The 24485-nt window shown below is 32.1% G+C and carries 24 protein-coding genes; 17 read left to right on the top strand and 7 right to left on the bottom strand.

Annotated elements, in window-relative coordinates:
• Window positions 1-31 precede the first annotated feature (31 nt).
• The 3 genes from ACJBCC_RS07590 to ACJBCC_RS07580 all read right to left on the bottom strand — a co-directional run bounded on the left by ACJBCC_RS07590 (window position 32) and on the right by ACJBCC_RS07580 (window position 4284).
• On the bottom strand, window positions 32-1807 hold the full coding sequence (locus tag ACJBCC_RS07590; protein WP_407556832.1) for an endonuclease: 1776 nt from the start codon (window positions 1805-1807) through the stop codon (window positions 32-34).
• Between the two features lie 152 nt (window positions 1808-1959).
• Window positions 1960-3036, bottom strand: a complete 1077-nt coding sequence (locus ACJBCC_RS07585) for an endonuclease (RefSeq protein WP_407556831.1) — start codon at window positions 3034-3036, stop codon at window positions 1960-1962.
• A gap of 36 nt (window positions 3037-3072) precedes the next feature.
• Window positions 3073-4284, bottom strand: a complete 1212-nt coding sequence (locus tag ACJBCC_RS07580) for an RsmB/NOP family class I SAM-dependent RNA methyltransferase (protein WP_299100691.1) — start codon at window positions 4282-4284, stop codon at window positions 3073-3075.
• A 202-nt stretch (window positions 4285-4486) separates the two neighbouring features.
• Here ACJBCC_RS07580 and ACJBCC_RS07575 point away from each other — a divergent pair, with 202 nt between their 5' ends.
• The 17 genes from ACJBCC_RS07575 to ACJBCC_RS07495 all read left to right on the top strand — a co-directional run bounded on the left by ACJBCC_RS07575 (window position 4487) and on the right by ACJBCC_RS07495 (window position 20630).
• Complete coding sequence (locus ACJBCC_RS07575; protein WP_299100693.1) at window positions 4487-5032, top strand: RNA polymerase sigma factor; 546 nt, start codon at window positions 4487-4489, stop codon at window positions 5030-5032.
• Between the two features lie 39 nt (window positions 5033-5071).
• Window positions 5072-5386, top strand: a complete 315-nt coding sequence (locus tag ACJBCC_RS07570; RefSeq protein WP_407556830.1) for a hypothetical protein — start codon at window positions 5072-5074, stop codon at window positions 5384-5386.
• Window positions 5387-5388: 2 nt separating this feature from the next.
• The gene (locus ACJBCC_RS07565; RefSeq protein ID WP_407556829.1) at window positions 5389-5895 is read left to right on the top strand and encodes a hypothetical protein; all 507 of its coding nucleotides are present in this window, start codon (window positions 5389-5391) and stop codon (window positions 5893-5895) included.
• Window positions 5896-6013: 118 nt separating this feature from the next.
• A complete protein-coding gene (locus ACJBCC_RS07560) occupies window positions 6014-6304 on the top strand; it encodes an EF-hand domain-containing protein (protein WP_407556828.1) in 291 nt (96 codons plus the stop codon).
• Between the two features lie 167 nt (window positions 6305-6471).
• The gene (locus ACJBCC_RS07555) at window positions 6472-9240 is read left to right on the top strand and encodes a CotH kinase family protein (RefSeq protein WP_407556827.1); all 2769 of its coding nucleotides are present in this window, start codon (window positions 6472-6474) and stop codon (window positions 9238-9240) included.
• 26 nt (window positions 9241-9266) lie between these two features.
• A complete protein-coding gene (locus tag ACJBCC_RS07550; protein WP_407556826.1) occupies window positions 9267-9398 on the top strand; it encodes a hypothetical protein in 132 nt (43 codons plus the stop codon).
• Window positions 9399-9573: 175 nt separating this feature from the next.
• A complete protein-coding gene (locus ACJBCC_RS07545) occupies window positions 9574-11166 on the top strand; it encodes a carbohydrate-binding domain-containing protein (RefSeq protein ID WP_407556825.1) in 1593 nt (530 codons plus the stop codon).
• Window positions 11167-11182: 16 nt separating this feature from the next.
• The gene (locus ACJBCC_RS07540) at window positions 11183-11710 is read left to right on the top strand and encodes a hypothetical protein (RefSeq protein WP_407556824.1); all 528 of its coding nucleotides are present in this window, start codon (window positions 11183-11185) and stop codon (window positions 11708-11710) included.
• A gap of 54 nt (window positions 11711-11764) precedes the next feature.
• Window positions 11765-12964, top strand: coding sequence for a YHYH protein (locus tag ACJBCC_RS07535; RefSeq protein WP_407556823.1), 1200 nt, complete (start codon window positions 11765-11767; stop codon window positions 12962-12964).
• 51 nt (window positions 12965-13015) lie between these two features.
• On the top strand, window positions 13016-14152 hold the full coding sequence (locus ACJBCC_RS07530) for a YHYH protein (protein WP_407556822.1): 1137 nt from the start codon (window positions 13016-13018) through the stop codon (window positions 14150-14152).
• 60 nt (window positions 14153-14212) lie between these two features.
• Window positions 14213-14998 (top strand): YHYH protein, encoded by a 786-nt coding sequence (locus ACJBCC_RS07525; RefSeq protein WP_299100712.1) that lies wholly within the window; start codon window positions 14213-14215, stop codon window positions 14996-14998.
• 12 nt (window positions 14999-15010) lie between these two features.
• On the top strand, window positions 15011-15631 hold the full coding sequence (locus ACJBCC_RS07520) for a toxin-antitoxin system YwqK family antitoxin (protein WP_299100714.1): 621 nt from the start codon (window positions 15011-15013) through the stop codon (window positions 15629-15631).
• The gene (locus tag ACJBCC_RS07515; RefSeq protein WP_299100715.1) at window positions 15600-16295 is read left to right on the top strand and encodes an SCO family protein; all 696 of its coding nucleotides are present in this window, start codon (window positions 15600-15602) and stop codon (window positions 16293-16295) included. The genes ACJBCC_RS07520 and ACJBCC_RS07515 overlap by 32 nt, the downstream gene beginning before the upstream one ends.
• 177 nt (window positions 16296-16472) lie before the next feature.
• Complete coding sequence (locus ACJBCC_RS07510) at window positions 16473-17549, top strand: YHYH protein (RefSeq protein WP_407556821.1); 1077 nt, start codon at window positions 16473-16475, stop codon at window positions 17547-17549.
• Window positions 17550-18128: a hypothetical protein gene (locus tag ACJBCC_RS07505; RefSeq protein WP_407556820.1), complete on the top strand. Its 579-nt coding sequence runs from the start codon at window positions 17550-17552 to the stop codon at window positions 18126-18128.
• 40 nt (window positions 18129-18168) lie between these two features.
• Entirely contained in the window at window positions 18169-19431 is a 1263-nt protein-coding gene (locus ACJBCC_RS07500) for a sulfatase-like hydrolase/transferase (RefSeq protein WP_407556819.1), read from the top strand.
• A gap of 80 nt (window positions 19432-19511) precedes the next feature.
• On the top strand, window positions 19512-20630 hold the full coding sequence (locus tag ACJBCC_RS07495) for a WD40/YVTN/BNR-like repeat-containing protein (protein ID WP_407556818.1): 1119 nt from the start codon (window positions 19512-19514) through the stop codon (window positions 20628-20630).
• A 47-nt stretch (window positions 20631-20677) separates the two neighbouring features.
• Here ACJBCC_RS07495 and ACJBCC_RS07490 read toward each other — a convergent pair whose 3' ends face one another.
• The 4 genes from ACJBCC_RS07490 to ACJBCC_RS07475 form a co-directional block, all read right to left on the bottom strand.
• Window positions 20678-21115: a Spy/CpxP family protein refolding chaperone gene (locus ACJBCC_RS07490; protein ID WP_299100726.1), complete on the bottom strand. Its 438-nt coding sequence runs from the start codon at window positions 21113-21115 to the stop codon at window positions 20678-20680.
• A gap of 54 nt (window positions 21116-21169) precedes the next feature.
• Complete coding sequence (locus ACJBCC_RS07485) at window positions 21170-21679, bottom strand: hypothetical protein (protein WP_299100727.1); 510 nt, start codon at window positions 21677-21679, stop codon at window positions 21170-21172.
• Window positions 21680-21759: 80 nt separating this feature from the next.
• Window positions 21760-22302: an RNA polymerase sigma factor gene (locus ACJBCC_RS07480; protein ID WP_407556817.1), complete on the bottom strand. Its 543-nt coding sequence runs from the start codon at window positions 22300-22302 to the stop codon at window positions 21760-21762.
• Window positions 22303-22657: 355 nt separating this feature from the next.
• Window positions 22658-24484 (bottom strand): ABC transporter ATP-binding protein, encoded by a 1827-nt coding sequence (locus ACJBCC_RS07475; protein ID WP_407556816.1) that lies wholly within the window; start codon window positions 24482-24484, stop codon window positions 22658-22660.
• Between the last annotated feature and the right edge of the window lies 1 nt (window position 24485).

Below are 24485 nucleotides of genomic sequence, written 5' to 3'. Positions count from 1 at the left end.
ATGTGGCTGCCTTTTTAGTGATAAGTAGTTTTTATTGCTTAACTAACTTCTTGGTAATTGTAGAATCTCCTTGAGAAATTTTAATAATATAAATTCCAGTTTTTAAATTTTGAACATTTAATGTGCTCGTTTTATTTATTTCAGAATTCAGAATTAATTTTCCAAGGATATCATATATTTCAATTGTAGTATCAATATTACTATTTAATGCAACAGTTAATTGATTGTTCATTGGGTTAGGGTATAACTTTACAGTATTTGTAGAATGATCATCCAGGCTTAATCCAGCATAGCACGTGTATGATAGATCATCAAACATAACTCTATTTCCTGTTCCAGTATTTCCGTCTATAACAATTGATACATTATTTTCTATGTTAATATTTGGTATTGTAATGGTTTGTTCAGTATCACCATATGCTATTGTACCAACAAGTGTTCCGTTTACCTTTAGGTTAAATGTTCCGCTTCCTCCACTAAAAACACGTTGCGTAGTTACTGTTAACGAACCAATTCCTCCAGAGGTTGTTGGTAAGGTTAAAGAACCATTTCTTACTGTTATTGCTCTTGTGTTTAAATTTTGGTCTGTTCTGGCATCAGTAGCATTCCATGTTCCACCATCATCGCCCGTCCATGTTACATCAGTATAAGAACCAGAAGAAGTGCTTAAATTTTCAAAAGTTTCAACTAAACAATCTGATCCTCCACCAGTTCCGTTATTGGTTGTTGTTTCACAAGATTGATTACTGAAATTAGATTCATTTCCAGCTGCATCTTTTGCTTTAACAGTAAAACAATAGTTTGTATCTGGTAATAAACCTGTAACTGTTGCAAAGTTTGAATCAACATTAAATGAATAGGTGCCATTCATATAAACATCATAAGAATCAACAGCAACATTATCGGAAGATACGGTCCAATTTAAATCAATAGTATTGTCCGTAGGATTTGAAGCAATTAAATTTGTTGGGTCTGAAGGCGCTTCTGTATCTGTTGTAGGATTCCAAATCATATTTGCATATTCTGGATGATCTACAAAAGGATTCGCATTTCCTTGATAATTGTATGCTGCATTATTTCGGTCAATTTCTTGTTGATCAACAGGATCAACATTATAATGCCAATCTAATAGTAATGTTATGGCCCAATCCTCTAGAGCTTGGTTTTCAGTACCATTAAACATATCAAAACCACCATAATTGTCCATATTACTTTCATAACGTACAGCGAAATAAAGTACAGCTCTTGCTATATCACCTTTGAATTCATCTATAGGTTCAAACACTGTTCCTGAATAACCAGAAACACTACTAGATCCTCTTTTAGATCCATTTTGAGAAGTCCAACTGGCAGAACTTACAGTTCCGAAAGGAAAACTTCCTCGTTGTCCATTGGCATATCCATCACTAGGTATTACATGATGAATGTCTGTTCTCATAGGATTTGCACTACCAAAGGCTGACTGAGGAACTAAATGTTCTCGATTGTAACAATCGCCTTCAGAATTGTAGTTTCCACAATTGTTAGAACCATGATTATAACCATAAGGATCAGTTCCGTTAGGATTCTCAGTGTAGTATAATAATATACTGCCATCATTTTCGTATTCAGTATCTGTAAATGTTGTAACGTAACCTGTATATAAATCTCCATAACCTTGATCAACATGACCATTAGAAATTATATTTTTTAATTCTGTTTTTAATGCATATTCTGTTAGTCCGGCTGCACTATCGTAGTAATTAGATGGGATTTGAGCGAACCCAATTCCTGTAATAAAGAGAAATAATAAGTAGATGTGTTTCATGCGAAATGAGATTAAATATCAATTTTTTACAAAAGTAGTTTATTTATTAGAGAGTGAGAATTGATACAAACGTTTGTTTTATTGTTTTGAAAAAGTTTATAACAAAAAAAAGACAGCTATTAAAGCTGTCTTTTTTTTTAAAGAAGTTATTATTACTTTTTTACTAATTTCTTAGTTATGGTTTCATTGTTCTGAGTAAGCTTTATAACGTAGATACCTGTATTTAATCCCTCAAGATTTAAAGAACTCGATTCATTAATAATATTGTTGAAAACACGCTTCCCAAGAATATCAAAAATTTCTATTTCGGTGTCTACAGGAGATTGTAAGTCTATAGTTAAATTATCTGTTACAGGATTTGGATGTAAACTAATTTTAGAAGAATTAAAAACTTCTACGTATAAAACGTTGGCCCAAATAGCATCTGCATACTCAGGATGATCTACAAATGGGTTTGCATTACCTTGATAATTGTAAGCCGCAATATTTCTGTCAATCTCTCTTTGATCTACAGGATCCACGTTATTGTGCCAATCTAATAATACTTCTATTGCCCAAGGGTAAAGTGCTTGATTCTCTGTACCATTAAACATTGCAAAACCTGTGTAATTGTCAACAGTATCTTCATATCGAGTGGCAAAATAAAAAACAGCTCTAGCAATATCGCCTTTAAATTCATCGATAGGTTCAAATACCACACCAGAGTAATTAGTTAATGAGCTATTTCCTTTTTTGGAACCATTTAACGATGTCCAAGTCGCAGAGCCAACTGTACCAAAAGGTAAACTACCTCTTTGATTATTTACAAAAGCGTCCGATGGTACAACATGATGTATATCGTTTTTCATTGGTAAAGCTGCACCAAAAGTTCCTTGTGGAACTATAGATTCTCTATTGTAACAATCACCTTCCATTGATGGGTTATCACATTGGTCTACATTATGTGAAAATGTGTACGCATCTGAACCATTAGGATTTTCACCATAATAAAGTAAAATTGTGCCGTCATTTTCATATCCATTTTTTTCAATATTATCTGAATGGGTTGCAATGTAACCCGTAAAGAGCGTATTGTAGCCTTGATCTACGTGACCAGTAGAAATAATGGATTGTAACTCAGTTTTTAATGCAAAGTCACTAAGACCATCTGCAGTATCGTAATAATTTGAAGGGATTTGAGAATATCCAATGCCGCTAAGACATAGGAATGCTAAGTAGATTTGCTTCATAACCAGTAAGTTAATAGTATTAGGGGAAATATTATTTTATTTTTTTTCTAGTAATGCCATGTAAAAACCGTCAAAACCAGATTCACAAGATAGTATTTTTCTGTCTTTAATCAAAGTGAAATCTTTTCCGGCCTCTAATGTTAAGAATTTTTCAACCTGCTTTTCGTTTTCTGAGGGTAGTACAGAGCATGTTGCATAAACCATTTTGCCTCCTGGTTTTACCATCTTAGAATATTGTTGTAATACATCAAGTTGAATTTTCTTAATGTTTTCAATAAACTCAGGTTGAAGCTTCCATTTAGCATCGGGATTTCTACGTAAAACTCCTAGTCCAGAACAAGGTGCGTCAATTAATAAACGATCAGCTTTGCCATGTAATTTTTTAATAGGCTTAGTAGAGTCAATGACTTTCATTTCAATATTATGGACGCCATTTCGTCGGGCTCTAATTTTTAATTTCTTTAATTTACTTTCATAAATATCCATGGCTATTAGCTGTCCTTTGTTTTCCATTAAGGAAGCTAAATGCAATGTTTTTCCACCTGCGCCAGCGCATACATCAACCACTTTCATACCAGGTGCTACATCTAAATAAGCTGCCACAAGCTGAGAAGAAGCATCTTGTACCTCAAACCAACCATTTTTAAAAGCTTCTGTTTTAAATACATTAGCCCGTTCAACTAATTTTAGAGCTGAAGGGTGTTTAGGTAAGGTTTCTGTTTCAATTTCTTCAGATTGAAGTTTTAATTGTAGATCCTTTTTAGTTGTTTTTAACGCATTAACTCTTAGGATTACATCGGCTTGCTCGTTTTGCATAGCGATTTCTTTAGTCCAAACCTTTTCGCCAAGTTCCTTAACACCTAATTCATCAATCCAATCTGGTATAGAATCTCTGAATTTTCTAATTTTAGATAATTCATCAAAACGCCCTTTTATCTTTCTTGTAGGTGTGTCTGTAAAATATTTCCAGTCAGGTAATTTGATACCTTTTAATGTTGCCCAAACAGCGAACAATCTCCATAAGTCATCTCTGTGGTAAGGTGCTTTTACATTAGCAATTTCAGCATAGAGTCTTTGGTAGCGTACAATTGTATATACAGTTTCTGCAACAAAACCACGATCTCTGCTTCCCCATCGTTTATCACGTTTTAGTAATTTTTGAATAACTTTATCAGCATATTCACCTTCATTAAATATAAGGTGTAATCCGTCAATTACCGCAAAGCATAAATTTCTATGTAATCTCATAACTAATCTTTAGTTTTTAATGCATCAAAATGCACTATACAAAAATAACGTGCAAAGGTACGCTAAAAGATTAAAATTGTGAGACTTTATTCAAAAGTGTTACTTTTGAAACTAGTGTACGTTTTTATAATACTACTGCTAATAAAATATTAACCACCATATAAGTTTTTTGATCGAATCCGATTTTATACAAGAATTAAGAATGCAGAGTACTAAAGCTTATAGTAAGCTTTTGGACGATTATCAGCAAAAGGTGTTTAGTACATGTATTTCATTTGTGCCTAATAAGGAAGATGCAGAAGATGTTGCACAAGAGGTTTTTGTAGAAGTTTTTAATTCTATAAATAAGTTTAAAGGCGAGTCTAAATTATCAACTTGGATTTATAGAATTACAACCAATAAATGTTTAGAATTTATTAGAAAAAAGAATACCAAAAAGAGGTTTGCCTTTTTACAATCTATTACTGGTAATGCCATCCCAATGGATAAGACTGATTATTTTACGGAGATGAATCATCCTGGGATTTTATTAGAAAATAAAGAATTAAATGCAACTTTGTTTAAAGCAATACATAGCCTGCCAGAAAAGCAATCTGTAGTATTTACATTGCATAAAATTGATGGTAAAAGTTATCAAGAAATAGCAGATATAACTGAACGAAGTTTGTCTTCTGTAGAATCATTAATGTTTAGAGCAAAAAAGAATCTACAAAAGGTTTTAGAAAAATATTATAAAAACGAACTTTAGCGCAAGTTTTAGAAAAACATTGCATCTAAAGATATAATAATGAAACATAATGTTGACATGAATATAAAAGTTAAAGAGACATTAGATTCAATAGAATCCATACAAGAGGTTAAGGTATCTCCTTTCTTTAAGGAGAATGTGATGCATAAAATTCGTCATGTACCTGAAGATATTCAAGATGCTACGTGGTCTTGGTTTACTCCAAAATTACAATTAACTACATTAGTTTGTGTTGTCGTTTTAAATGTGATGGCTTTTAACAGTTTGAAGAAAAGTGACTATAACGAAAATGTAAATAGTTTTGCAGAGTCTTATGGCTTAACAACTAGTTCTGAATCTATTATATTAAATTAGTTATGAAAAAGAATACAATCTTATACGTATTACTCATTTTTCTCATTGTAGTTAATGGCTTTTTCTTATTTAATTATATAGGGAAAGGGCACGATGAAGGACCAAGAGAATCTCAACAGAATAAGGAGTTTATTATTGAAGAACTTGGGTTTGATGCCTCACAAATAAAACAATTTAGAGAGAAAAGTAAAGGACATCATAAAACTATGATGCAAATGTCTGATGATGTCAGAAAGTTAAAGGATCAATTGTTTGGTACGCTGTCTAACGATATTGTCAGCGAAGCCAAGATTGATTCCATTTCTAATTTAATTTGTGAAAAAGAAAAAGAGAAGGAAAAGGAAATATTTTATCATTTTAAAATGATAAGAGATATCGCTAATGAAGAACAAAGAGAGAAATTTAATAATCTACTTCTAGATGCCTTACGTAAAGGCGATAGAGGGAATAGACCACCTCCTAGAGATGGTATAGAAGAGCATAGACCGCCTCCTCCAAGACCTAACTAAGAATTAGAAAAGACTTTCAATACTATTGAAGGTTTTTTTTGTGTTTTATTTAACAAATACAGCCGCAAGTAATTTAATTATAAGTCATCTAAAGTTATATAACATTAAAACTTAAAAGATGAAAAATAGCAAATTGAAGACGGTATTATTAGTATTCGGTATGGCATTGTTTATGTCAAATTATTCTTTTGGTCAATCTCAAGATAGACAAGAAAGAAAAGAACCACCAACTTATGCTCAACTATTAAAAGAGATGGACACCAATGAAGATGGTAAATTGGCAAAAGATGAATTAAAGGGGCCTTTAAAAGATGATTTTGCTAAGATTGATACAGATGAGGATGGTTTTATTTCTGAGGAAGAATTTAAAAATGCCCCAAAACCAGAACGTAAGAAGCGAAATAAATAGAAAGCTTTTAAGATTATAGTGAGACCAAATTTTTTTTGATTGATTGATGGTTTGGTTGTTAAGAGCTTCGTAAGAAATTACGAGGCTTTTTTTATAAAATCAAGCGCAAGTTTTATTTAAAAATAACATCTAAAGCTATATGACTAATAAATCTTCAATTAAATAAAATGAAAAAGAACATTACTCAATTATTAATATTGTTGCTCTCTATACAAGGATTCTCCCAAGAGTTGTATGATATTAATACTATTCAAACTATAGAAATTCAATTTGCTCAAAGCAATTGGGATGCACTTTTAGATGCTGAGAAGGCAGGTGATAATAATTATACAGAAGCGTTATCGGTTACTATAAATGGTACAGTTTACAATCAGGTTGGCGTTAAGTATAAAGGAAATAGTTCCTATAGTTCCAATCAAGCAAAGAATCCCTTTCATATAGAATTAGATACTTATGTAGATCAAGATCATCAAGGTTATACAGATATAAAATTAGCTAATGTAATTTTTGATCCCTCTTTTGTAAGAGAAACAGTTGCTTATAATATAGCTAACCAATACATGGATGCACCTCAAGCCAATTATGCTAATGTTTATGTAAATGGTACTTTGATAGGTCTATATACCAATACAGAATCGATATCTAAGAAGTTTGTGAATAAGCATTTCAATTCTAACGATAATGCTTTTTTTAGTTGTAGTCCTCCAGCTGGAGCGGGTCCACAATCTACATCCTTACCTAATTTACAATATTTAGGAACAAGTTATACAAATTATGATGACGCCTATGAAATTAAATCTGATGACGACGACGATCCATCCATAGCTTTAGCGCATTGGGCAGATTTAATAGAACTAACTAATACACTAAATAACGATATTTCTAATATAGAAACAGTTCTAGATGTTGATATGGCAATATGGATGCTAGCCTTTGATAATGTAATGGTCAATTTGGATAGTTATATTGGTCAATTTAAACAAAATTATTATTTATATAAAGATAATAATGGTCAGTTCAAATCGGTCGTATGGGATTTAAATATGTCTTTCGGAACTTTTGCAATGACGGGAGAATCTGGTGGAGGTCCTGGTCCAGGAGGTGGAGGAACCTTAAATACAACCACCCAAAAAGCACAATTAGATCATTTATTGCATGATACGAGTACGGATTTTCCTTTGGTTTCTAAATTATTAGCAGTGCCAAAATATAAAAGAATGTATTTAGCACATTTTAAAACTATTCTTACTGAAAACATAAGTAATTCTAATTACTTAACATTGGCTAACGATTACCAAGCAATTATTTCAGCTGCAGTAACTGCGGATACAAATAAGTTTTATTCAAATGCTCAATTCTCAGGAAATATTAATACTGATTATAGTTTAGGAATGAATACAGCTTCAGGTTTAACCAATATAATGTCTGCTAGAAGTTCTTATTTATTATCACAGTCAGATTTTACAAATACACAACCTTCTATAACCAATTTAGGTTCATCAATTGCTGTACCTACTATTGGTGATGAAATTGCAATTACTGCAGATGTAACAGATACTAATGATGTTTATTTGGGTTATAGAACTGATGAAACCATGCCTTTTACTAAAGTTGAAATGTTTGATGACGGCGCACATAATGATGGCGCAGCTGGTGATAACATATATGGTGTGAATGTGACTATTGACAATGCTTATATGCAATATTATATTTATGCTGAAAATTCTAATATTGGCGCATTTTCTCCTGCTCGAGCTGAATACGAATTTTATTCGGTTGATGCCACTTATGTTACTTTAAATGTTGGTGATTTGGTGATCAATGAAATTTTAGCGTCTAATGATACAGGTGAAGTAGATGAGGCTGGTGAGTATGAAGACTGGATAGAATTATACAATACTTCAGACGCAACAGTTAGTTTAGATAATTTATATTTATCAGATGACGCGGACGATCCGTTAATTTATCAATTTCCAACAGGTACAACATTAGAGCCAGACAGTTATCTAATTGTTTGGTGTGATAAAGATACAGATCAAGGCGATTTTCATGCAGACTTTAAATTTTCTTCTGGTGGTGAAACAGCCATTTTATCTTATGCAGATGGTACTATTTTACAAAATATTGAATTTGGAGCACAAGCAACAGATATGGCATATGCCAGAAATCCAAATGGAACAGGAGATTTTGTGATACAAGCACCAACTTTCAATTCTAATAATGATAACGCAGTGGATGATGATGTACCAATGTTAAATGTTGGAGATTTGGTGGTTAATGAAATTTTGGCCTCAAATGATACTGGAGAAGTAGATGAAGCAGGTGAGTATGAAGATTGGATAGAGTTATACAACACCACTGACGCTACAATTAGCTTGGATAATTTATATTTATCAGATGATGCAGATGATCCTTTAATATATCAATTCCCAACAGGCACAACCTTAGATCCAGATAGTTATCTAATTATTTGGTGTGATAAAGATACAGATCAAGGGGATTTTCATGCGGATTTTAAATTTTCAGCAGATGGAGAAATGGCAATTCTATCTTATGCAGATGGTACAATATTAGAAAATATTGATTTTGGAGTACAAACTGCAGATGTAGCATATGCACGTAGCCCTAATGGAACAGGAGATTTTGTGTTACAAGCGCCAACTTTCAATGCTAATAATGAATCATTATCAGTTGAAGAAGTGCTTTTTAATAACGGTTTAAGCTATTATCCAAATCCAACTTCGAATTACCTGGAAATTCAAAATTCAAATTTTGAAATAGAAAAAGTTTCTGTATTCAATTTGCAAGGACAGCAGTTATTTCATAATGTATATACTAACGAAAATTCTATAACCCTTGATTTTTCATCTTTTGCAAAAGGTTTATATATGATTATTATAAACGAAATTGCCATATTAAAAATTGCTAAAAATTAAAAATGAGCATTTTAATTTAAGATTAGATGGTAAAGCCCAAGAATAAAATCATTCTTGGGCTTTTTATCTATAACACTAATTCTTCAAAATTATCATTAGTCAATGATGATTATAAAACATTTAGTATCAGTCCTGAATATGTATTTAGAGTAACCTAAATGAATTCTGAAACATAGGACTTGATTATCTCTAGTTTTATTTATGTTTTTTTTAACAAGGCTTCACACAAGTTTAAAAAGACAAACACATCTAAATTTACATGACCTAACATTGTAAAGGCATAAAAAAACTGAGATTAATTATCAGGTAAAACAAACCTTAAAACTTAAAGAGATGATGAGACTAAAAAAGATTAGAAAACCGGTTTTTACAGCGCTATTAATAAGTGTGTCCTTATTTACTTTTAATGCATGTAGTGATGATGATAGCGAAACTATCGTAACATATTCAGACGATGTTACTATTACGGATGGTAACATAACAAGTACTGCCGAAGGAGATACATATAACACAGGTTACGATGAAGATGATTTAGTAGAAAATGCCACGTTTGAAAACACCGTTCAAATTGTATATTCAGATACAGATGTTACAATTACCAATCCTGTTCCATATGATGTTGTTGTCACTCTAGATGGAGCAGATGTTACTATTAACTCTACAATTTCAGGAGTGGCATACGACGTTTCAGGATCTACTACAGATGGTATGCTGAAAATTTACAGCGATAAAAAATTCAAACTTTCTCTAAGTGATTTAAGCATTACTAATAGTGATGGTCCTGCGATTAATATTCAATCTTCAAAAACTGTTTTTGTAATTTTAGAAGGCACTAATAACTTAACTGACGCATCAACTTACAGCAATATTCCTGATGATGAAGATGCAAAAGCCACCTTTTTTAGCGAAGGACAATTGGTGTTTAGTGGAGCAGGAGATCTCAATATTACAGGACTTTACAAACATGGAATTGTTAGTGATGATTATGTTAGAGTCATTAGCGGTACTATATCTGTTTCAGAAGCTGTATCTGATGGTATACATACCAATGATTACATTATTGTAGATGGTGGTACGCTTAACTTATCTGTAGGTAGTGATGGTTTGGATTGCGAAGAGGGTTATATAATAATTAACGACGGCTCATTGAATATAAACGCAATTGATGATGGAATCGCAGCTTCATATGATATAGATGATGAAGAAGAACCAGATGATTCTGTTTTACCTAACGTCACTATAAATGGTGGATATTTTGTGATAAATACAACTGAAGGAGAGGGAATTGAAGCAAAGGGTATGTTGACAATTAACGATGGTAATATAAATATTAGTGCTTATGATGATGGTTTAAATTCAGGTGGAAATTTATACATTAATGGAGGAAACAATTATGTGTATAGTACATTAAATGATGCTATTGATAGTAATTCAAATATTACAGTTACAGGAGGAACAACTATTGCAATAGCTATAAGAATCGATGAACCTGATGGTAGTTTTGATTGCGATGACGATATATTTAAAATCACAGGAGGAACCATTTTAGGATTAGGACTAAACACCTCATTTCCATCAGAAAGTGAAAGCACACAAAACACTGTTATTTTTGATGGTGTAAATGCCAATCAATTATTAAATATTCAGTCTCAAGATGGAACAGAAGCCTTAACATTTGAGGTGCCATATAGTGTAAATACCATTATATATTCTAATGGTAAACTAGAAACAGGAGAAACCTATAAAATTTATACAGGCGGAATTGTAAGTAATGGAACAGAAGTCAATGGATTATATACTTCAGGAACCTATTCAGCAGGAATAGATTCTAATGATTCATTTACCATAAATAATACAGTTACTCAAATAGGAGGAGAAATGGGACCAACAGGAGAGCCAGGTGAAGGTGGTCCTGGAGGTCATTAATTATAAAAATAATAATATGAAAATTAAAAAACTAGCATTCACAATTTTAGTCGTATTGATAAGTGTCATTGGATTTGCTCAAGGACGATCAGGTGGAAGAGGAGGAAGAGGTGGAAATCAAGGAGGTGATCAACAAAGACGTGATAAACCAGATGCTTCACAAATATTAAAGTTATTAGATACTAATAATGATGAGAAAATTGATAAAGAGGAAGCATCCAAAGACGAAAGAGGAAAAATTGCAAAAGATTTCGATGCCATAGATGCTAATGAAGATGGTTTTATAGATTTAGAGGAACTTACAGCAGAGATTGAACGTAAGGGTCCAAGAAAAATATCAGCTAAAAAACTTTTAAAAGAAGTAGATCAAGATGAAGACGGATTTTTAAATGAATTAGAGATTGCGGCAAAGGATAGACGAGATTTAATGGAACACTTCTCTGAAATTGATCTTAATGAAGATGGTCAATTAGATTTGGAAGAGTTGGAAACGTTTTACGATGCAAAGGATGATGATAAGAAAAAAAGAAAACGAAAGAACTAAATCCATGTTAATTAGTTTTTTGTAAATTAAAGGAGAACAACAAATCAATTTTATATGAAATATTCTATTTTTTTTAAATCCACTATTTTGTTTTTAATGGTTTTATTTTTAGTGAGTTGTAAACAAGCTGGTAAATCTGAAACAGAAAACCAAGGCGACCATCCAGACGATGGAAGACCATCCGTATCTGAATTAATAAAAGAAATGGATACAAATGCAGATAATAAACTTTCAAAATCTGAAGTTCATGGGCCTTTATCCAATGATTTCTCTAAAATTGATACTAATAATGATGATTTTCTTTCTAAAGAAGAATTAGAAAATGCACCAAAACCAGAACGAAGAGGACCTGGCAATGTAGACAATTCTAATAATGTGCAAAAAGATTTAGAAGTGACTGTAAATGTAGATCCATCTTTATTTATTAAAGAAAGTATGTTAAAGGATATAAAACAAGAAGAGCGAACACTTGCAGATGGTACTGTAGCGCTTTGTTATATTATTACAACAGCATCTCAACCGAATGAACATAATATGGGACCTTGGTGTCCTACACACATTAATGATGGCAAAGATAAAGGAGGAATATGGTTTAAAGATGATAAAGTATATGATGTAGATGGTCATTTTATAGCGAATCTAAAAGATTTTTACAGCGATGAGGAATGGGCTTTGTTTAGAGAAGATGGCTCAATAAAAGTAACAGAAACTCAAGAGGAATGTGAAGCTGCAGCAAGACCTGATGTTGATGAAAAGTACCATAATTATTGTGTACAATGTTTACCAGATTATTATAAAGAAAAAGTGTCTACGTATGTTATTCCTGTAAAACCTATGTATTTAGAAAATTCTAATTCGCTAGGAGGTAACGGAATAGGTATTGCTTTTAATGGTGTTAATTTTGATGCAGCAGCACCAACACACGCTATTCTTGCAGCACATACTTTAGCACCTTTAGATGATGCAGGTGGACACGTAAATCCGCATTCTGGTTATCATTATCATGCTGTAACAGGTGCAACTAAAGAAGTAAAACAAAAAGACGAGCATGCAGCAATGCTTGGTTATGCTTTAGATGGTTTTGGTATATACGCACACAAAGATAATAGCGGAAATGCTAACGCAGATTTAGATGATTGTAATGGGCATTACGATGAAGATAGAGGTTATCATTATCACGCAGGTGCAGCAGGAAGCAATAAAATTTTAGGTTGCTTACATGGTGTAAGTGGCTCATTAACTGTAGAAAATTAAAGAACAGACGCGTTCGTAAGCTTGTTTTAAAAACTATTCGATTAAAAAAATATGAAAAATATATTTATAATGGGTGTGTTTGCAATGAGCCTGTTAGTAAGTTGTAATAGCCAAAAAAAGAATGGCGATCACACACACGATGGTTCAGAACCACATTCACACGATAATGAAACCATAACAAATGTCAATGATTATTTTGGAGCGTATGATTTAGAAGATGAATCTTATGGCACCAAAACCAAAGTAACGCTTACAGATACAGAACGTGTTATGGTAACTAATGCGTTGCCAAATCATAAAACTGGAGAATTTCCAAATCCTGGAAATCCAAATGCAATAGCGGCTCAAAATAGCACTTATACTTTTCCTTTAAATCCAAAGTATACAGGCAATGCAACTTGGGCAAGAGAACCAGGTATTGCGCTTAACGGTATTAAATTTGAACCAGGAACAGCCGAAGTTGTAGAATGTGAAACAGGAGAAAGTTTTAGAGTTGAAGCGCTTCAAGATGTAATTGATTTAGGTTTAGATTTTAATCATGCACACGTGCAACCTGCAGGAGCTTATCATTATCATGGTACACCAACGTCGGTAATTAATGATTTTGATAACGGAGAGGATTTAATTCATATTGGTTTTGCTCACGATGGTTTTCCTATGTATTATTTAAAAAGTGGAAAATATAAACCGAGTTACAAAGCTTTAGATGGCGATAGAGAAGGCGAAAATTGTTCTTATGAAAATCCACACCAATCCATGGATATTTCTGTAGGAGGTCATCATGATGGTACATTTACTTCAGACTTTGAATATGTTGAAGGATCAGGAGATTTAGATGAATGTAATGGTATTACAATAGAAGGTCAATATATGTACTTAGTTACTAATGAGTTTCCATATATTGGTAGATGCTTAATGGGCGAAGTGTCCCAAAAAGAAGGCAGAGCAGCAGGAATTGGCCAAGGAAGAGGTGGTCAAGGACAAGGTGGAAGACCTGGTGGAGGACGACCTAGTTTTGACGAAATTATAGAAATGATGGATGGAAACAATGATAATAAGATTTCTAAATCGGAAGCAAAAGGACCATTGAATGAAAACTTTGATAAAAACAAAGATGGTTTTTTAACGAAAGAAGAATTTGAAAATAGTGAAAATGGCCATGGAAACAGACCACTTAAAAATAATTAATATAGAAGCGCAAGTTTTTTTTTAAATTAGCATCTAAATATAAAACACTAAAAAAAACATATGAAAAATTTATTTAAATTATTGGGTTTAATGATAACAGTCTTTTCAATGAGCATTGCATGCTCTTCAGATGACAGTGCAACTTCTTCTGATGATGTCGATGGTTCAGATGACGACGTTGTAACAGAACTTCATGCTGCTTTTGACGAATTTGATAGTGATGCAGTTACAGTAATGCTATCTGATAATGGTACTGAAATTTATATTGAAACTACCGGTTTCCCTAATCACACTTCAATTTATTGGGAACCAGACCATGCGTTATTTATAGAAGAGCCAACAGTTACTAAAACAACTCCAGATACTTATATTGGCGGAGGAACTGGCGAAGCGTCTAGTTTTACAGTAGATGCAACACCAGATTTAACCGGTTCTACTGTCGCTACCCAGTTAAATACAATTGGTATAGCAGTAAGTGGAGCGGCTATTTTTAATGATCAAGAAGGTGCGGGAGATTTAGATCAGGCAGCAGGTAGTTTAGATTATAATGGAGCACATAAAGGTCCTGGTGTTTATCACTATCACTTAGAACCAAGATCCATTTCTAATGATGACGATAATTTAGTAGGTATTTTACTCGATGGTGTGTTTCTTTATGGAAGAAGAGATTATCCATCAAATGATTATCCTACAGATTTAGATGCATCTGGAGGGCATTTTGGTCCAACACCACATAATCCAGATGGAGAGTATCATTATCATATCATTAATGAAGAATACAATGCACCATTATATGGATATGATGAAGCTATTGTACTATTCGCAGGACCATTTCAAGGGTATTAAAATTTTTACAATATGAGATTGTTTCTTTTAATACTTATAATGTTGTCATTAGTAGGTTGCAAAAAAATAGAACCTAATAATACTGTTGATACAGTTATCGAAGAGGAGCAATTTCTGGTTATTGATAGTCTAGAAGTGTTAAAAGATGAATTAGTACTCAACGGAAATAAAGGACAATGGTTTTACAAGGAAAAGCCCTTTAATGGGTATTCATTAAAGTACTATCCAAATGGTGTTTTAGAAGAAAAATGGGGTTTTCAAAATGGTAAAAGAGAAGGCGTTGCCAAACGTTTTACTAAAAATGGGAAGCTACAAGTAGAATCTAATTACAAAAATAATCGTTTGTCTGGTATGCATAGAAGCTGGTGGGAAAATGATACGCTCGCTAGTTTAGCATATTATAAAGAAGGCAAAATACAAGGAGAAGAGAAACAATGGTATGCCTCTGGTCAACTAGCTAAATTGCGTAATCTTGTTGATGGAGAAGAACATGGTTTTCAAAAAGCTTGGTTAGCCAACGGCAAAATATACGTTAATTACGAAGCTAAAAATGGACGAATTTTTGGAATGAGACGTGCAAATTCATGTTATAGATTAGAAGATGAAGTTATTATTAGAAACAAAAAAATATAAAGTTGTATTTCTTTTCTTAGTTGTGTTTGCGCTAAGTTGTAACCAACAAGTAAAAAACGTAAACACTAAAGCTGATGAAACTAGTAGAGTAGATTATTTGCCTTTTTATAAGGACGAATCATTTACACCGCATTGGTTGATTCCTGGTAGTGAAGAAGAACAATTATTTCATAAAATACCAGATTTTAAATTTATAAACCAATTAGGAGATACGGTTACTCAACAAACGTTTGATGATAAAATTTACATAACAGATTTCTTTTTTACAACTTGTCCTGGTATTTGTCCTAAAATGACAAATAATATGGGCAAAATACAGGAAGAATTTAAAAACGATAGCGACATTTTATTGCTATCACATTCGGTAATGCCAAGCACAGATACAGTGTCTATTTTAAAATCTTATGCAGAGAATAATAATGTTATAGATGATAAATGGCATTTAGTAACAGGAAACAGAAGTGATATTTATACCCTTGGTAGAGATCAATATTTTGTTGAAAGTGATCTAGGAGAAGTAAAGAGTGTAGACGATTTTTTGCATACAGAAAACTTTTTACTTATTGATAAGAATAAACATATTAGAGGCATATATAACGGTTTAAATAGGGCATCAATTGCACAGCTAATAATTGATATAAAAGCCCTAAAAGAAGAAAGCTAATGTGATGGTTAGCTTCATTTTGATTGATTGATGATTGGAAAAGCTTTGTTATTATTCACAAAGCTTTTTTATGGTATCGATTTAAAGTATTTTTGAAACGTTATCACGTTTTATAATTTCAAATTAAACCAACTCGTAAATTTAGAGTCAAATTATAACGATTAACCAACTCAAACTATGAAAACATTATTCAAGTTACTACTGCTTACCCTATTTACAATTTTTGTAGCCTGCTCAAATAATGACGACAGTTCATGTTCAGAAACTATTTGGTATCAAGATAATGATGAAGATGGTTTAGGAAATGCAGAAGTTAGTATTGAGGCCTGCGAACAACCTGTAGGTTATGTTGCAGATAATTCAGATACTGATGACTCTGGTTGTGAATCAGATCAGGTTTTAGATAGCTCAAGAGGTGCATGTGACCAATCGCTAACGTTTGTAAGTTCATATTCGCAAACAATTTCAGGAGCCAATAGAATTATATCATCTAATAGTATACCTGAGCATATGGTTGGTCGTTTTGGTATGGGAGCAGGTTCACTTAATCCAAATGCTATCTCTGAACAAAATGAAACCTATACGATTACTTTGAATCCTTCTGCGGCAAATTCCTTCACAGGATTATTGTCAACAACAGGAAATGGGCCAAATGTTGGACCGCAATATTCATTTGGAGTATTGTTAAATGGTGTAGAACTAGATCCTGTGGCTGCAGAACCATTTCCACATGAAGGTGCAATGAGTGCTAATGTTAATTGGGAATGGAATCTTGAAGCTTTAAACGTTAATTTAGGTTTAGATTGCAATAGTGCACATGTACAACCAACAGGTAAATACCATTATCATGGTTCGCCCATATTATTTTTAGATGCTTTAAATGTACCAACTGATGCAATGACGTTAATTGGTTATGCCGCAGATGGATTTCCTATCTATTATAAATACGCATATTCGAATGCTTCAGATTCTAACTCATCCGTAATTTCAATGGCTTCTAGTTATCAATTAAAATCTGGTAGTAGAGGAGGCGATGGTATTACTGTACCATGTGGAGATTACGATGGTGTGTATTCTAATGATTACGAATATATTTCAGGCTTAGGTACTTTAGACGAGGCTAATGGAAGAACAGGTATAACACCAGAATATCCATCAGGAACCTATTATTATGTGCTTACGGATGAATTTCCAAGTATCCCAAGATATTTTAGAGGCACACCATCTAATGATTTTAAAATAGGAAATAATTAGATGAAGCTTTTTCGTTTCTTTCTATACTTTACGATTCTATTTTCAACATTCAGTTTTGCACATGATGCTAATAAATCTTTTTTCAAAATTCAACAAAAGGATAATAATGTTGAGGTACAAGCAGAATTTCCTTGGAGTATAAGAAACGCCGTAATTAAAGAATTTCCAACGCTGGAAAATTCTAATTTAAATTCTGATTTTAAAAATGCTTTTTTTCAATACATAGAACGTCATTTTCAGATTGTTCATGGTAATTCAACTTTGAAATTAATTTCCGTAGAAGAAGTAGCTCATTCAGGGCATTCGCATCAAAATAATTTTGTGTTATTGTTTGAAGGTAAAACTTTCGATACTATCAAAAACACCATTTTATTCAATGTCTACAAGGATCAAGAAAATTATCACGAATTTATAATAGAGCCTAATTCAATAAAATTTATAACGTCCTTAAATTCTAATTCATATAGATTGCAAGCCGCTTCAAAAGTAAATTCTAATATTCAATTTTTACTTGGTTTTATACTATTATGTGTGGTTGTTGTACCTTTATGGATGAAGTATAAAAGACACAATATATAAAGTTATTATGGTTTATAAAAATACTGTTTTCCTAATATTTATGCTGTTATTAGTGTCATGTGGCAATGATGATAATGGTGGTACTCAAGACGATGATGGAACTATGCAATCACCTGTTCCTAATATTTTACTGATAATTGCAGATGATATGGGATTAGATGCCACACCAAATTACAATATAGGAAGTCAAAAGCCGAATATGCCAAATCTTCAAAATTTAATGAATAATGGTATTACGTTTAATAACGTATGGGCTAATCCGGTTTGTAGTCCAACAAGAGCTTCAATTCTCACTGGCAATTATGGGACCAATAATGGCGTAACTCGAGTAGGTAATCAATTGAGTAATTCAGCCCATATTCTTCAAAACGATATGGCTAATTATGCAACAGCTTTAATTGGCAAATGGCATTTGTCTAATGATGTTAATCAGCCATTGTCAATGGGCATTGATTATTACGCAGGTATCTTGTCTGGAGGTGTAGATGATTATGAAAGTTGGAGTCTTGTAGAAAATGGCATAACCACAACGAGTACCGAATATGTTACATCAAAACTCACAGATCTTGCTATAAGTTGGGTAGAAGATCAAGACCAACCTTGGTTTTTATGGATGGCATATAACGCACCACATACACCTTTTCACTTACCGCCAACAGAGTTGCATAGTCAAGGCGATTTACCAACAAATCAAGCCAGTATAAATTCTAATAGATTGGCTTATTATTTCGCTGCAATAGAAGCCTTAGATACAGAAATGGGAAGACTTCTTCAGTCTCTGACTACTGAAGAACGCGATAATACCATCATCATTTTTATTGGAGACAATGGCTCGCCAGGACAAGTAGCACAAGCATATGGACAAGGAAAAGTAAAAGGTTCTATATATGAAGGAGGCATAAATGTACCAATGGTTATTTCTGGTAAAAACGTAACACGATTAAATGTCACAGATAACAACTTAATTAACGCTACTGATTTGTATGACACTATTGTAGAATTATCAGGAAATACAACCACACAAAGTAATAATAGCGAAAGTTTTAAAGCTATTTTGTCTAGTACAACATCTGTAAATAGAGATTATTTATTTTCTGAAGTAAGTTATGTAGGTGGAACCGCAGATTTTGCGACAAGAAATTTAACGCATAAGTATATTAGATTTACCGATAATACTGAAGCCTTTTTTGATTTAATAGAAGACCCGTTTGAAGATTTCAATTTATTAGATCAAACGATGACGAATAATGAGTTAGAAATCTACAACGATTTGAAATCGGAACTAGATAACACTTTAAATTAAAAACAATGCGTTAGAGAATTAGAAAAGCTTTGTTGTAATATGCCGCAAAGCTTTTTTATATTTAAGGAAAATATAGAACTATGAATAAATTGTTTTTAATTTTTGTTACGATTTTTAGTTTAGGTGTATTAAGTACTTGTTTTAGTAGATTCAACAAAAATTTTGATGAACTAAATGCAATTAAAAAAACGATTAATATTGAAACATTAGTTCAAGATTCTACACTGAATGTTAGAGCCATTGAGCTTATTAAAAAGCCACAAGAGTTTTTAGTTTACTTAACTTCAATGGGAGAATTTGGTGTAATACTACCAAGTTATTTTATTAAACATGTAGATTCTTTAAAAGATAGGCCATTTTATAATCACAAAATCAATTTGTCTAATGATTCACTTAAGTTGAATTTTAGAGCAATGGGAGTTCGAAATGAGAAAGGCTATGGAATAACAATAGGTAATCCAGCTATGGTTTTTAGTTTAGATGCTGATTTGGAAAAAAACAATATTGTATATCAAGAAAACCACCCTAATGTTTTCTATGATTCTATGGAATTCTGGAACGATCAAGAAGGTATTGCCATTGGAGATCCGACTGAAGATTGTATGAGTGTCATAATTACGCGAGATGGCGGAAACACATGGACAAAATTATCATGTGACAATTTACCTAAAGCAAAAGAAGGCGAAGCTGCATTTGCTGCAAGTGATACAAATATTGCAATTGTTGGCGACCATACTTGGGTGGCCACAGGAGGGAAAACAAGTAGAATTTTATATTCGCCAGATAAAGGCAAAACATGGGAAGTTTTTGACACGCCTATTATACAAGGTAAAGAAACTACAGGTATATATTCAGTTGATTTTTATGATGAAAAGAATGGTTTTGCCATTGGAGGCGATTACACAAAGCCAAACGATGCTTTAAATAATAAAATAAGAACTAACGATGGTGGAAAAACTTGGCAAGTAGTAGCCAACGAAAAAGGACCTGGTTACAGAAGTTGTGTGCAATATGTACCAAATTCTGATGGAAGAGAACTGGTTGCTATTGGTTTTAAAGGCATAGATTATAGTAATGATGCTGGAGATTCATGGCAACATTTAAGTGATGAAGGTTTTTATACCATTCGTTTTGCAAATGATTCAGTGGCTTATGCAGCCGGAAAAGGGAGAATTAGTAAATTAACTTTTAGAGAATAAAAAAAGGAAGCTTTTTAGGCTTCCTTTTTATCTATTTACTTTCGCTATTATTTTTCTTTGCTGTGTCGCTTTTTGTATTCTTCAAATATTTTATGTTTAAACGAGCGTTCAGCTTGATATAATTTTAATATTTTTTTAGCTGGCAGAATTTCAAGTAATTGATTCAATAATTTAGATTGCAATTGAACTTTTTCCTTTTCAATTTTTTCCATTTCCAATAACAATGACTTTGCTTCTTTCTCAGAAAGTTTATCTGCAATTTTATCTTTACGAATATTGGTAGACTTTATTCTTAACTTAGATTTTTCATCTTCGATAGCATTATAAACTGGCCAAAATTTCTGAGCTTCTGATTCAGTTAGATCTAATTTCTCGGTTAAATGCGCGATTTTTAGAGTTTTAATTTTTTCCTTATCTAATCGTTGTGCAAAAACACTTGCAGAAACAAATAGCGTTACTAATATGGTTATTATCGTCTTATTCATTGGGTTCTTATTTTATATAATGAATTCGTAAATTTTTCATCTAAAACGTAATATTTAGTCTAAAATAAAATCTTCCGTTTCTAAATTATCGATATATTGATCTAAATAATCATCGGAAAAATTAATGTCTATAAAATCTGTTTCAGACATATCTGCCGTTTTAAATAATGTTGCTAATTCGTCATAGCTATAATCTTCTTGGTATAGGTAGTTTTCTATACTTGCAGTGTCTATTGCATTTATATCTAATGCATCATCTTTATTAAATATTAAACTTACTAATAAAAGTAAACTAGCGGCAATACCTGCAACATAATAAAAAGTACGTTTTCTTGGTTTAAAGTTTATGACAGGTGTTTCAACTTTTTCTTCTAATTTATTTAAAATAGAAGTTTCAACAGTATCAAAATAATTTTCAGGAACAGCGAAACCAGGTGTTTCTATACCATTTATTATATCATCTTCATTTAAACGGTTTAAAATTTGTTCGTCTAAAGATTTGAAATAATGGTCTGGTGTTTTAAAACCAGAAGATTTAATGTTATGTATATGTTCTTTTTTCATTTTATGCTGAACTAGATTTAGTTCTTCCTTTATTATTTAATCTGTGTTCTATATATAAGACTTCAAATTTGTTAAATGGTTTAATTTGAAGTTAAATAGGCTTCTATTTTTTTTGCGGCAATGTGGTACGATGACTTTAAAGCACCTTCACTAGTGTCTAATATTTCGGCCATATCTTTATATTTTAAATCCTCAAAATAGCGCATATTAAAAACGAGTTGTTGTTTTTCTGGCAATGTTGCAATGGCTTTTTGTAATTTTAATTGAATAGAGTCGCCTTCAAAATAAACATCAGCTTCTAAATTATTAATAGCTTTAGTTTGATATTCTTCATTAGTAATCTGCAAACGTTTCGCATTCTTATTAATGAGTGTTATAGATTCGTTTGTGGCAATTCTATAAATCCATGAAAACAATTGGCTTTCGCCTTTAAATTTATCTATACTACGATAGATTTTTATAAACGTGTTTTGTAGTACATCATCTGCATCGTTATGATTTTTTACAATCTTCCTTATATGCCAATACAAGCGCTCTTTATAGAGTTGCAATAATTCTCTAAAAGCGGCTTCTTTTTGTATTGGGTTTTTTAATCGTTCTATAAATTCTGATTCGTCAATCAAATGATTTATTTTATTATTTATTTCGAGTTGAAATAGTACTAATTAGACTTGTGAATTTACTAAAAGTTTAATGGATAAAATATTTAAAAAATTATCATATGTTAATTTTATTGAAAATCAGATAGTTATAATTGAAAATAACGACAAAATGCAAAAAAAACCGATAAAAAGCATTTTTTTCTTGCGTGGTATGTTTATTTCATTTATGTTTGTACCAGCTTAACCTATTAACCGTTATCAGTTCCCCAAATCTGATAACAACAGAGAAGGATGTGTTTAATTACACATCCTTTTTTTGTATATAAATAGTAAGTTATTTGTAGTTAATTAAACCGAATACGAATAATATTAAATTTTATTCAAAACTTTGCATTTCTACAAGCTTCTTATAAACACCATTTTTAGAAATTAGTTCTGCATGTGTACCTTGCTCTGCAATTTCGCCTTTTTGCATTACTACAATTAAATTGGCATTTTGAATCGTAGATAATCGATGCGCAATGACAATAGAGGTTCTGTTTTTCATCATATTTTCTAAAGCATCTTGCACTAAACGTTCACTTTCTGTATCTAGCGCTGAGGTCGCTTCATCCAAAATCATTATTGGTGGATTTTTCAGAACAGCTCTTGCAATACTTAAGCGTTGCTGCTGTCCACCAGATAATTTTCCACCGGAATCACCAATATTAGTATGAATTCCTTTAGGTAGATCTTTCACAAATTCCCATGCATTCGCAATTTTTAAAGCTTCAATGATTTCTTCTTCAGAAGCATCTTCTTTTCCTAATAAAAGATTGTTTTTTATACTCTCATTAAATAGAATTGAATCTTGTGTAACCAAGCCCATTAAGCTTCTTAATGAATGTTTGGTAATGTCTTTAATATCTTGGCCATCAATAGAAATATGGCCTTCATTTACATCGTAAAAACGTGTAACGAGATTGGCTATAGTACTTTTTCCACTACCAGATTGTCCAACTAAAGCAACACTTTTTCCTTTAGGTACTGTTAACGTGAAGTTTTTTAATACTAAATCATCCTCATATTTAAAGGAGATGTTGTTTAGTTTAATTTCTGAAGTGAAATCACTTTTTACGCTAGCATTTGGCTTGTCTTCTAATAAAGATGGTGTTTCAATAATTTCTAGAACACGATCTGCAGCTGCATTACCAGCCTTAACCTTATAACTTGCTTTGCTAATCGCTTTTGCAGGCGTTAATATTTGATAGGCCAATGCCATATAGGTTATAAACGCTCCACCTGATAGACTTTTATCTATTAAAACCATGCTTCCTCCATACCATAATAGTGCAGCAATGGTTGCTATACCTAAAAATTCACTTGCTGGAGAAGCTAAATTTTGACGGTTCATTAATGTATTAGAGAAGTTGTAAAATCTATGGGTAGATTCTTGAAACTTATCATTAAATCGTTTTTCTGAATTAAACCCTTTTATAACCTTGAGTCCACTTAATGTTTCTTCTAAAGTTGAAAGAAATACACCTTGTTCGGTTTGCACACGATTAGATTTTTTCTTTAAACTTTTTCCAATTCTCGAAATTATTAATCCGGCGATAGGAATAAATAGAAATACAAAAATCGTTAGTTTCATAGAGATTGTAAACATGGTTACAATTGCAAAAACTATGGTTAACGGTTCTTTTACTATAAGTTCTAATATGGCTAGCAAAGAGTTTTTAACTTCGTTTACGTCTCCAGAGATTCTAGCAATAATATCTCCTTTTTTCTTTTCAGAATAATAGGAGATCGGTAAAGTCATTACTTTATTATAAATAGAATTTCGTAGATCTTTTAAAACACCGTTTCTTAAAAAAGTTATGAAAAATAAGGCTAGGTAATTAAATATATTCTTCAGTAAAAACAGACTAATGATTAAAATAATCATGTATAGCAAAGTACGCTGTGGACCATCGCTTGCGTTAGTTGTAGTTACAAAATAATTTAAATAATCTTCGCCATAAGATTTTAGCTCAGTAATACCTTCATATACAGGTTTGGTGGTTAGTTGTTCAGTTTCACCAAATAACACGTTAATCATTGGCATCAAGGATACCATGGCTAACGTACTAAATAAGGCGTAAAGCACGTTAAAAAATATATTGAGGTAAGCATATCGCTTATATGGAACAATATACCTAGATAACTTTTTTATATAATCCATT

This window comes from Winogradskyella sp. 4-2091 (assembly GCF_045765065.1).
Classification (GTDB): domain Bacteria; phylum Bacteroidota; class Bacteroidia; order Flavobacteriales; family Flavobacteriaceae; genus Winogradskyella.
This window is presented reverse-complemented; position numbering and strand designations above follow the sequence as displayed.